10 protein-coding genes are annotated in these 10,023 nt (G+C 44.3%); 4 read left to right on the top strand and 6 right to left on the bottom strand.

Features of this window, described 5'->3' with window-relative positions; translation table 11 throughout:
• Positions 1-415 precede the first annotated feature (415 nt).
• Genes greA through J6U00_RS08620 form a run of 4 tightly spaced genes read left to right on the top strand, consistent with a single transcriptional unit; the run spans position 416 to position 3,502 of the window.
• On the top strand, positions 416-886 hold the full coding sequence (gene greA, locus J6U00_RS08635; RefSeq protein ID WP_296581033.1) for a transcription elongation factor GreA: 471 nt from the start codon (positions 416-418) through the stop codon (positions 884-886).
• Between the two features lie 19 nt (positions 887-905).
• Positions 906-2,528, top strand: coding sequence for a lysine--tRNA ligase (lysS, locus tag J6U00_RS08630; protein ID WP_296581032.1), 1,623 nt, complete (start codon positions 906-908; stop codon positions 2,526-2,528).
• A gap of 51 nt (positions 2,529-2,579) precedes the next feature.
• Positions 2,580-2,789, top strand: a complete 210-nt coding sequence (locus J6U00_RS08625; RefSeq protein WP_296581031.1) for a hypothetical protein — start codon at positions 2,580-2,582, stop codon at positions 2,787-2,789.
• A 5-nt stretch (positions 2,790-2,794) separates the two neighbouring features.
• Complete coding sequence (locus J6U00_RS08620) at positions 2,795-3,502, top strand: hypothetical protein (RefSeq protein WP_296581029.1); 708 nt, start codon at positions 2,795-2,797, stop codon at positions 3,500-3,502.
• A gap of 257 nt (positions 3,503-3,759) precedes the next feature.
• Here J6U00_RS08620 and hemW read toward each other — a convergent pair whose 3' ends face one another.
• The 6 genes from hemW to J6U00_RS08590 all read right to left on the bottom strand — a co-directional run.
• Positions 3,760-4,854, bottom strand: coding sequence for a radical SAM family heme chaperone HemW (gene hemW, locus J6U00_RS08615; protein ID WP_296581027.1), 1,095 nt, complete (start codon positions 4,852-4,854; stop codon positions 3,760-3,762).
• Positions 4,851-5,189: a hypothetical protein gene (locus J6U00_RS08610; protein ID WP_296581025.1), complete on the bottom strand. Its 339-nt coding sequence runs from the start codon at positions 5,187-5,189 to the stop codon at positions 4,851-4,853. The genes hemW and J6U00_RS08610 overlap by 4 nt, the downstream gene beginning before the upstream one ends.
• Position 5,190: 1 nt before the next feature.
• A complete protein-coding gene (locus J6U00_RS08605) occupies positions 5,191-5,610 on the bottom strand; it encodes a hypothetical protein (RefSeq protein ID WP_296581023.1) in 420 nt (139 codons plus the stop codon).
• A gap of 17 nt (positions 5,611-5,627) precedes the next feature.
• A complete protein-coding gene (gene lepA / locus J6U00_RS08600; protein WP_296581021.1) occupies positions 5,628-7,430 on the bottom strand; it encodes a translation elongation factor 4 in 1,803 nt (600 codons plus the stop codon).
• Between the two features lie 422 nt (positions 7,431-7,852).
• Positions 7,853-8,305: a hypothetical protein gene (locus J6U00_RS08595; protein ID WP_296581019.1), complete on the bottom strand. Its 453-nt coding sequence runs from the start codon at positions 8,303-8,305 to the stop codon at positions 7,853-7,855.
• Positions 8,306-8,464: 159 nt separating this feature from the next.
• On the bottom strand, positions 8,465-10,023 hold a 1,559-nt coding region (locus J6U00_RS08590; protein ID WP_296581018.1), incomplete at its 5' end, for a cellulase family glycosylhydrolase.

The following is a 10,023-nucleotide window of genomic DNA, read 5'->3' as shown; positions in this document are numbered from 1 at the left end:
TTCCTATCTCGAACAATTAAAAACATGAAAATATATTACATGGTGAAAAAAGCAAGAAAAATAGGATACGTATTATGGCAGCTAACAGAGAATTTATAATGCTATGGAGAGATACCTTCATTGCCTACTTTGTTTTATCGTTATATCACTGGCACTGAGAAAGCATCACTACAGTATGTCATTTATGATTTGTATGGCTCGGGCGAAAATATTCACCCCTGCGAAGTTGTATTGATATTTTCATATCTTCAACTTATACGGACACAATAATTCCGAATGCCAAATTAAACCAGTCCAACAACACTCTAAAATGGCAGACTAGCAACGATAGTCCGCAGGGGTTGACTTTTTCAGCGTTATATAGTATAATAGTGTGTAATGCTATTTATTATCAAATATTAAGGAGTGCATTGATATGGCTACTAAGAAGATGTCCAGAGAAAGCTACGACAAGCTCGTTGCAGAGCTCGACGACCTCAAGATCAATAAACGTAAGGAAGTCGCTGAAAGACTTAAGGTCGCACGTTCCTACGGAGACCTCTCCGAGAACGCCGAGTACGACGAAGCTAAAAACGAACAGGCTATCCTTGAGGCTCACATACAGGAACTTCAGTACACTATCGACAATGCCGAGATAGTTGACGACGAGAGCATTTCCGTTGATGAGATTGGTATGAGCTCAAAGATCACTATCAAGCGCCTTGATACAGGCAAGACAGAGACATTTACTATCGTGGGAACCAACCACGCCAACGTAAGAGAAGGTCTTATCTCCGATGAATCTCCTATCGGCAAGGCTGCAATGAAGAAGAGAGTAGGCGATACCTTTATCGTTGAAGCTCCCGCAGGCGAGCTGAAATTCGAGGTAATAGATATCTCAAAGTAAAATCGAAAGGACACTTAAAATGAGCGAAAACCAGTTAAACTCCGCTGCACAGGCTGAAGAAGATCCTGTACAGGATATAAATATACTAAAGAAGGACCGCCTTGAAAAACTTGCCGGTCTCCGTGAGCTGGATCACGACCCTTTCGTCATCACCAAGTTTGACGTAACAGGTCACGCTGCCGACTACAAGAAGGAGTACGAGGCTAAGGAAGCTGAGATACTTGCCGCTGTAGGCGACGACGAGGAGAAGAAGGCGGCAGAGCTGGAAAAGCTGAATGAAAATATCGTCCGTATCGCAGGTCGTATAATGAGCTGGAGAGATATGGGCAAGGCAAACTTCATCGACGTCCGCGACGCTTCTGATCGCATACAGGTATATGTACGCTCCAACGATGTAGGCGCAGACCTCTTCAAGGAGTTCAAAAAGAAGTGGGATATCGGCGATATCATCGGCGTTGAGGGCTATGTTTTCAGAACTAAGAAGGGCGAGATATCAGTACACGCAAAAAGTATACAGCTCCTTTCAAAGTCTCTCCTCCCCCTCCCCGAAAAATGGCACGGCTTGAAGGATACAGACACAAGATACCGTCAACGCTACCTTGACCTCATTATCAATCCTGATGTCAAGGACACATTCGTAAAGCGCTCAAAGATAATCGCAGCTATAAGACGTTACCTCGACGATCAGGGCTTTATGGAGGTCGAGACTCCTATGCTCGTTTCCAACGCAGGAGGCGCAGCTGCAAGACCATTTGAAACTCACTATAACGCCCTCGACGAGGACGTAAAGCTCCGTATAAGCCTCGAGCTCTACTTAAAGAGACTTATTGTCGGCGGACTTGAAAGAGTATATGAGATAGGCAGAGTTTTCCGAAACGAGGGTGTCGACACCCGTCATAACCCCGAGTTCACACTCATGGAGCTCTATCAGGCTTACACCGACTACTACGGAATGATGGACCTTACAGAGAATATGTTCCGTCACGTAGCTCAGCAAGTCTGCGGAACTACCTGCGTTCCATACGGTGAATACATGATTGACCTTGGCAAGCCCTTTGAGCGCCTCACTATGATAGACGCAGTAAAGAAGTACTCCGGTGTTGATTTCAGTGAGATAAAGACTCTTGAAGAAGCCCGCAGGATAGCTGACGAAAAGGGTGTAGAATATGAAGACCGCCATAAGCGCGGCGATATCCTCAACCTCTTCTTTGAGGCTTTCGTTGAGGAGCACCTCATACAGCCAACCTTCATCATGGATCACCCCATAGAGATATCACCTCTCACCAAGAAGAAGCCTGACGCTCCCGACTATGTTGAGCGTTTCGAGCTGTTCATCACAGGCAGAGAGATGTGCAACGCTTACTCCGAGCTGAACGATCCTATAGACCAGCGCGAGCGTTTCAAGGCTCAGGAAGAAGCCCTCAGTCAGGGTGATGAAGAAGCAAACCGCACAGATGAGGACTTCCTCACTGCACTGGAAATCGGTATGCCTCCTACAGGCGGTATCGGCTATGGAATAGACCGTCTTGTAATGCTTCTCACGAACAGCGCATCAATAAGGGACGTTCTCCTCTTCCCGACAATGAAGCCTCTGCCAACTATTGGCGGACGTCAGTCAGGTACAGAAGAAACAAAGGAATAATCATCAGGGGGCGGCTAAAATGCCGCCCATTATATTATAAAGGATACACTTATGAAGGATAACGAAAAAAACAACATTTCCCAAAACGATAACGATGAAAAGATTGACATTGAAAAAAGCGTCTTTCTGACCGCAAAGGAGCTGAATAAGCTGCGCGAAGAGGAAAACGAACGCAAGCAACAGGAGATAGAACGTCAGTACGCACAGCATGAAAAGGAAAAGCGTGAAGCCTACGAAAGAAGATACACGACGAGAGGATAGAGCTCATGCGCCTTAAGCAAGGACTTATAAGCGAGGAAGAATCTGCTATACACGAGGAGAAGGAAGAAGAGATAAAGCTTACCTTAGGCAAAAAGATAGGCAATTTCTTATATCATAACAAATGGTGGCTTGGACTCGGCACATTTTTCACAGTGCTGGCGATATTCCTTATAGCTGATATAATCAGCACTCCCCGTCCTGATATGACAGTGCTTATGCTCTGCCAAAATAACGACGTGGGCAGCTCCGCCTTTCTTGACGACTTTTTCACGGAATTCACTGAAGATTTCAACGGCAACGGAAAGGTACTTGCTTCGGTATACTATATCCCCTACTCTAGCAATGAATACGATAATTATACCAGCGGAGCATCGGTTAAGCTTACCACATACCTGAACAGCGCGGAGGCTGTTATAATCATAGGCAACAAGCAAACCACCGAGGAGCTGCTTGTGCCAGATCAGACCCTGACGGATCTGAGCAGTATATACCCTGACGATCCCCATGTAAAAGACTGGTTCTACTATCTTAAGGGCACGAATTTTGCTCAAAAGATAGGCGTTCCTGAGAAATGTATTACAGATGATATGTTTCTTGCCATTAGGAAGCCTATAAAGCTTGTAAATGACAGTAAGGAGGAAATGCAGGAGACATACGACAAAGACTTCCCGGTATTTGATAGGATAGTAAAATCACTGTCAACAGGTGAATAAAAAACGCCCTGAAGCGATTGAATGAAACAATCTGCTTCGGGGCTTTGCGTTACCAACATAAAAATCCACTTTGGGTATATTTTTTATTCAATGGCTATCGTTGAAAAAGTTTCCGTTCCGTCCTCCATTATAGCGAGAAGTTCTCGTAAATCTAAAGTGGAGAATTGAGAATGGAAAATGCAGGGACTGATGTCTATATCAGCCCGAGCCTTTCGTAATAAAAGGAACCAATTGAACGGCACCACAGCTTGCAAGAACTAAAAAACAAGATACTCAATAACGGAATTCGACATAAGGAAACCCTTTGACGTGAGCCATACCCTTTCTCCATCAGTCCTGACATAGCCCTCATGTATAAGCGGTGGCAGTTTCTCATCGATTTCCGCCCTGTGCTCCGGAACATCGTTGAAACACAGTCCCTCTTTCAGTCTTAGCCTCAGCATTGCGAACTCCTCATAGCCGCATGGACTTTCGTCAGTTACCGTAACACTCTGCACATCATCACGTATAAATCCTGTGATATCGCGCTCCACCGCAAATCTTTTCCCGTTATAGCAAGAATGAGCTGCAGGACCTATACCAAGATAATCCTCGCACTTCCAGTAACGGCAATTATGACGACTCTCAAAGCCTTTTACAGCGAAGTTCGACACCTCATACTGCATGAAGCCTCGCTCTTCAAGACTCCTCACCATTTCACAGTAAAGCCCTGCAGTACTGTCCTCATCTGGGAGTCTTAGCTTTATATCGTCGCAGTCAAAAGGCGTACCCTCCTCAGTCTTGAGAATGTACGCCGAAATATGCTGCACTGGCAAAGCCGTTAGCCGTTCTATGGAATATCGCAGACTTTCAGTTCCCTGATTCGGCAGAGCTATCATAAGATCGCAAGAGATATTGTCAAATCCAGCTTTTGCAGCGTCAAGCACCGCCCCTTCCGCTCTTTCCGCACTGTGAACCCTTCCCAGTATTTTCAGCTCACTGTCAATCATGGACTGAACTCCAATTGACAGACGGTTTATCCCAGTTTTCCGGAGCTCATGCAGCTTCTCCTCATTCAGGGTACAGGGATTAGCCTCCAGGGTTATCTCAGCCTGCGTATCTAGAGCAAAACAGTTTCCTATATCACCAAGGATACTACCGAGCTGCTCCGGAGCAAGGAGAGATGGAGTACCTCCACCGAAGTACACTGTGCTAACTGTCCGCTGCTTGTCCGAATAATACCGGATATTACGCAGCACAGCTGAAACATAGTCCTCAGCCGTCTGCCTTGTATAGTCAACTGAATAAAAATCGCAGTAGCTGCACTTCTTACCACAGAATGGCACATGGATATAAATACCGAGATCTCTCATTTGTATGCGTCAAGCCGTATGGACTGCATCATTTTAAAGCAAAATGCACTTACCAGCCTTGGAACAATAAACATCGAAATGATAATACCAATGCAAATAGGCATCTCATGGGTAAACATCCATTCCGTTCTCAGTCCGTTGCAATAAACAATGACTATGAACACAAATGCAGCAAGGCAGTACAGTGCATTGAAGATAGTTGCTCCCTTGCCGTTCACGCAGAGTTTACCACACTTTGAACATGCTTTGCCCTTTGACTTCATAGTTCCTGCCATTGCCTTTGTAATGGGTGTAAACGTCTTTTCTCCGCAGTGGGGACAGGTGTATATGCTCATATTATTCATTTCCTTTCACGGGCTCTACATCAGCAGTCTCCAGCTCCCTTGCAAGTCTTGCTACAGGAGCCGTTTTTGTATTCATCGGAGTAAGTCCGAGACGCTTCTTTTTTGAAGCCCTTCTGCGATGCCTGAAAACACATAAAAAGTCCTCAGGGTGCAGTATTATAAGCGTAAGCAACAGTATAACGATAGCAAATAAGAGCTTCGGGAAGTTATCATGGACGATAAGCCCAAATATCAGCAAAACTAAAGCAGTCACGCAGAAGCTTGTCCTAGACTTCTCCCGTAGCCTTATCCTAACTGAGCGGAGCATACGTCCGACACCGGAGTTTTTCGGCACAAAGCATTCAGTTATCACGATAATCAAGCTTATGGCACATATAACCGCAAGCAGTCCTAGAATGATATAGTTTACCATACAAGCCTCCGTTATTATCAGCTGTCAAGCTTTAGAACGCTCATGAACGCCTCCTGCGGCACCTCTACCGTACCGAGCTGGCGCATACGCTTCTTTCCTTCCTTCTGCTTTTCCAGCAGCTTCTTCTTTCGGGTTATATCACCGCCGTAGCACTTCGCAAGTACGTCCTTGCGCATTGCCTTTACAGTCTCACGAGCGATTATCTTGCCGCCTATCGCAGCCTGTATCGGCACCTCAAAGAGCTGACGCGGAATGTTTTCCTTTAGCTTTTCAGCTATTTTACGTGCTCTTGCATAAGCCTTGTCTGTGTGTATTATAAAGCTGAGAGCATCTACCACTTCGCCGTTAAGGAGTATATCAAGCTTCACCAGCTTGCTTGGAACATAGCCCATCATCTCATAATCAAAGGAAGCATATCCCTTTGTACGGGATTTCAGCACGTCGAAGAAGTCGTATACTATCTCGTTCAGCGGCAGTTCGTAATGAAGCTCCACACGAGTATCGTCAAGGTACTTCATGTCCTTGAAATTGCCGCGTCTGTCCTGACACAGTTCCATAATATTTCCCACATAGTCCGACGGTGAGAGTATGCTTGCCTTTACCATAGGCTCCTCTGCGGTCTGTATCAGCGCAGGGTCAGGATAGTTGGTGGGATTGTCAATATACTGTACCTCGCCGTTTGTCAGAGTGACCTTGTATATTACCGACGGCGCAGTAGTTATAAGGTCAAGATTATACTCTCTCTCCAGTCTCTCCTGAATTATCTCCATATGGAGAAGTCCCAGGAAGCCGCAGCGGAAGCCGAAGCCAAGAGCTATAGAGGTCTCGGGCTCAAATGATAGCGAAGCGTCGTTGAGCTGGAGCTTTTCAAGGGCTTCCCTAAGGTCGCCGTACTTTGCTCCGTCAGCAGGATATATACCAGAGAATACCATGGGATTTACCTTGCGGTAGCCGGGAAGGGGCTCGTCGCAAGGGTTATCGTTGTTGGTGACGGTATCTCCCACCTGAGTATCGCCGATACTCTTGATAGAAGCCGCTATATAACCTACCTCTCCTGCTTCAAGGCTGCCATTGTTCACAAGGTTTGAAGCGTCCATGAAGCCTGCCTCTACTACGTTGAAAACTGCTCCAGTAGCCATGAGGCGGATATTGTCCCCCACCTTCACACGTCCCTCCTTCACGCGGACATATATGATAACGCCCTTGTATGAGTCGTAATAGCTGTCGAAGATAAGTGCTTTAAGAGGCTTTTCCGGGTCTCCTTGAGGTGCAGGTATATCTGTTACTATCTTTTCGAGAACAGCCTCGATATTGGTACCCATTTTTGCCGATATACGTGGAGCGTCCATAGCAGGTATACCTATTACGTTCTCCACTTCATTGCAGACTCTTTCCGGATCAGCTGAGGGAAGGTCTATCTTGTTAACAACGGGCACAACTTCAAGGTCATGCTCAATGGCAAGATAGGTGTTGGCAAGTGTCTGAGCTTCTATTCCCTGAGAAGCGTCAACAACGAGTATAGCTCCCTCGCAGGCAGCAAGTGAGCGCGATACCTCATAATTGAAGTCAACGTGACCAGGAGTGTCTATAAGGTTGAAGATATAGTCATCGCCGTCCTGAGCGGTATACTTTAGACGAACCGCACGTGCTTTTATAGTGATTCCCCTTTCACGCTCGATGTCCATGTTGTCAAGGAGCTGATCCTCCATGTCGCGGATAGCAACAGTTTCGGTCTTTTCGAGGATACGGTCGGCAAGTGTGGATTTGCCGTGATCTATATGCGCTATGATACAAAAGTTTCTTATCTTATCGTTAGCCAAAGCTATACCTCTTTTCAATACATATTAACTCAGTATAATTATATCAGAAAGTCCGTTCTTTGTAAAGATTTTTTTCGCATAAAAAAGCAAGGCAGCTATTTCTTAGCCGCCCAGCTCATTGGGATCATTCTTTTTATTATAAAATTCGTTATATTCTATTACTCCTTTCAGATAATAAATAAATTTATCGTATTGCTTTATGTCCTTACTTACTCTCTTTGAAGAAACAAATGCTATAACGCCACTTATTATTATTATAACAAAAAACCAAAATAGTTTCATTAATAGTATTTCAAAACTATTCACCTGTGTCTGTATATTATCCGCTAATTTACTCGGAACTGATATACCTTTCCTTAATTCAAATGAAATATCCAAAATTTTTGTAAGAATAACGCTTATCAACGGAATAGATACTAATTCTACGACCTTTCAAAAGCCTTAATCGGAGCTACGCTTGAAGAGTATATTTTTTCTCGAGTTTCTTCTGCCGATTTGAGTATCATCTCAAAATGCTCTGTTTTTTCAACTTTAAAGTTGTTTTTAAAGTTTTCAAATATATTTTTACAATATATTACATATGTATCATGGTTTAAATACGAATAATTATCTTTGCATACCAAATGCTGTTCATATTTAATCATTGTTATTAACAAAATCAGCAATACAATCACTGCCACCGCTTCTATAAATATTCCGCGTTTGTCTTTCCATAATTCTGATATCAAAAAAGCAGAAATTAGTATAATAACAAAAGCAACTAAGAGACTTTTTCTGATCAAGGTAGTTTTTTTAGGCGTTTTGGGTTGGAGAGTTTCGTCTTCCTTCAATACTTTTATCCACTTTTTGAATTCTATAAAATAATATCTTTCCATACATAACCCTTCTCGTAAAATATTTACAATAATATTATAATTTAGCCTCTCATGATTGTCAAGCACATTTAAATTACAAGTTAATTATCTTTTCCACATAACAAAAAGCACGGTACAGCTTTCACCGTACCGTGCCACAGTAATTATTCAATTCTGCTCTCAGTCGTTGGGATCAAGGGACTTTAACTTGCCCAGCAGGAAGAGCTGTATCTGGAGGGCGTCGTTTGAAGTGATGCCCTTTGTGGATGTATCAACGTCAGCCTGCTCCTGGCCCTTGCTTGTGATATGCTTTGAGTCAGTGCCATCAGCACCGTACTTGTTGGGATTTGCGAGGCTCTGCATGATAAGAACAGCGTCTGCCATATCTATGCCGCCGTCGCAGTTCGCGTCGCCCCACAGAATATCATTATTCGTACCGGAACTGTTTGTATTTTCAGGTTCGATAGTAACTGTATACGAACACTCTATGCCATAGCAAACATTATTCTGTGTATGCAGTCCGGCAGAAATGATCTTTACGGTATATTCGCCTGCGGGAAGTGTATTGAACATACTGCTTTGCTCTTCATTTCCGTCCTTGTTTGTAACTTGGCAATAAACCTCTCCGTTTGCTTTTTTATAATCATAGGTCGTTGCCTCACCGGAAGACGAAGTTACAGCAAATACAAATCCGTCCACGTCAAGCTTTTCGCCTTCGGTATATACCGTCTTTGTAGGATAGGATATCACACTCTCAAAATTATAATGAGGATGTGTCAGGGTAGTAGTTGATGTTGTGGTTGTCGTTGTATCTGACGATGTAGTAGTTGAAGTAGTTGTAGTAGTCTCTGAGGAGCTTGTGGTAGTTGTAGTAGTCTCCGATGTTGTTGTTACAGAGGTGGTCGTGCCTGTTGAAGTAGTTGTTGTAGGTCTTGTGGTAGGTGTTGAACTACCTGAATAATAATCGGAAAGTGTTATACCGTTTCCAGCTGTACCAAGCGGTATCTGATGATCGAGGCTTATGAACTTGCCGTCATTTGTCTGCCAGAGGGCAGGCTTTACGAATTCGTACTTAACGTCATCCCATTTCTGGAAGTTGTCATAAACAAGTCCGCCTGTATCCGATGAATTCTCATTGAAGCACCAGAATGTGTGGTGGATATGCTTGTCTATCATATAATCACGGAGCTCTGTTAGCCAGTGAACATTCTCGCCTGTGGTGTCATGCTCAGCATCAACGAAGCCGCCCCACTCGCCGATAAGGAGAGGATACATATTCTCTTCAACGAGATATGCCCATGTACCGTACCAGTAATCGTCAAGAAGTGTCTGACGAGTAAAGGTCTTGCTGGGATCATCAAGATAGAACCATTTCTGCTCCCATACTCCCGGACCGTAATCATGAGGAGAGTAAACTATCTGTTTGTTGTACTGACCGATATCTACGGGATGATCCTTTACGCCGCGGAGATTTGCTCCCCACCATGCGCCCCATACCTTGCTGGGCTTATCGTAGTTTGCATAGTCAACGGAAGGAGTGCTCCAGTCAGCGCCCTCTTCAAACTTTGGATAGCATTCAACACCCTCTACCATGATAAGGAGATTTGGATTAACATCAAGGATTGCCTTACCGCAACGGCTTGCAGCATATCTCCAGTTATTCTCGTCTGTTGAATCATCCCACTTAGCAGATACTGCTTCAGCCTGTGAGAACTTACCATGAGGCTCATTCTTGAGGT

Source organism: Ruminococcus sp. (assembly GCF_017650195.1).
Classification (GTDB): Bacteria; Bacillota; Clostridia; order Oscillospirales; family Ruminococcaceae; genus Ruminococcus.
Note: the sequence above shows the minus strand (reverse complement) of the source record. Positions and strands in the feature narration are given on the sequence as shown.

Coding starts and splice junctions, on each gene's coding strand:
- greA (WP_296581033.1), top strand. CDS start 416: ATGGCTACTAAGAAGATGTCCAGAGAAAGCTACGACAAGCTCGTTGCA.
- lysS (WP_296581032.1), top strand. CDS start 906: ATGAGCGAAAACCAGTTAAACTCCGCTGCACAGGCTGAAGAAGATCCT.
- J6U00_RS08625 (WP_296581031.1), top strand. CDS start 2,580: ATGAAGGATAACGAAAAAAACAACATTTCCCAAAACGATAACGATGAA.
- J6U00_RS08620 (WP_296581029.1), top strand. CDS start 2,795: ATGCGCCTTAAGCAAGGACTTATAAGCGAGGAAGAATCTGCTATACAC.
- hemW (WP_296581027.1), bottom strand. CDS start 4,854: ATGAGAGATCTCGGTATTTATATCCATGTGCCATTCTGTGGTAAGAAG.
- J6U00_RS08610 (WP_296581025.1), bottom strand. CDS start 5,189: ATGAGCATATACACCTGTCCCCACTGCGGAGAAAAGACGTTTACACCC.
- J6U00_RS08605 (WP_296581023.1), bottom strand. CDS start 5,610: ATGGTAAACTATATCATTCTAGGACTGCTTGCGGTTATATGTGCCATA.
- J6U00_RS08595 (WP_296581019.1), bottom strand. CDS start 8,305: ATGGAAAGATATTATTTTATAGAATTCAAAAAGTGGATAAAAGTATTG.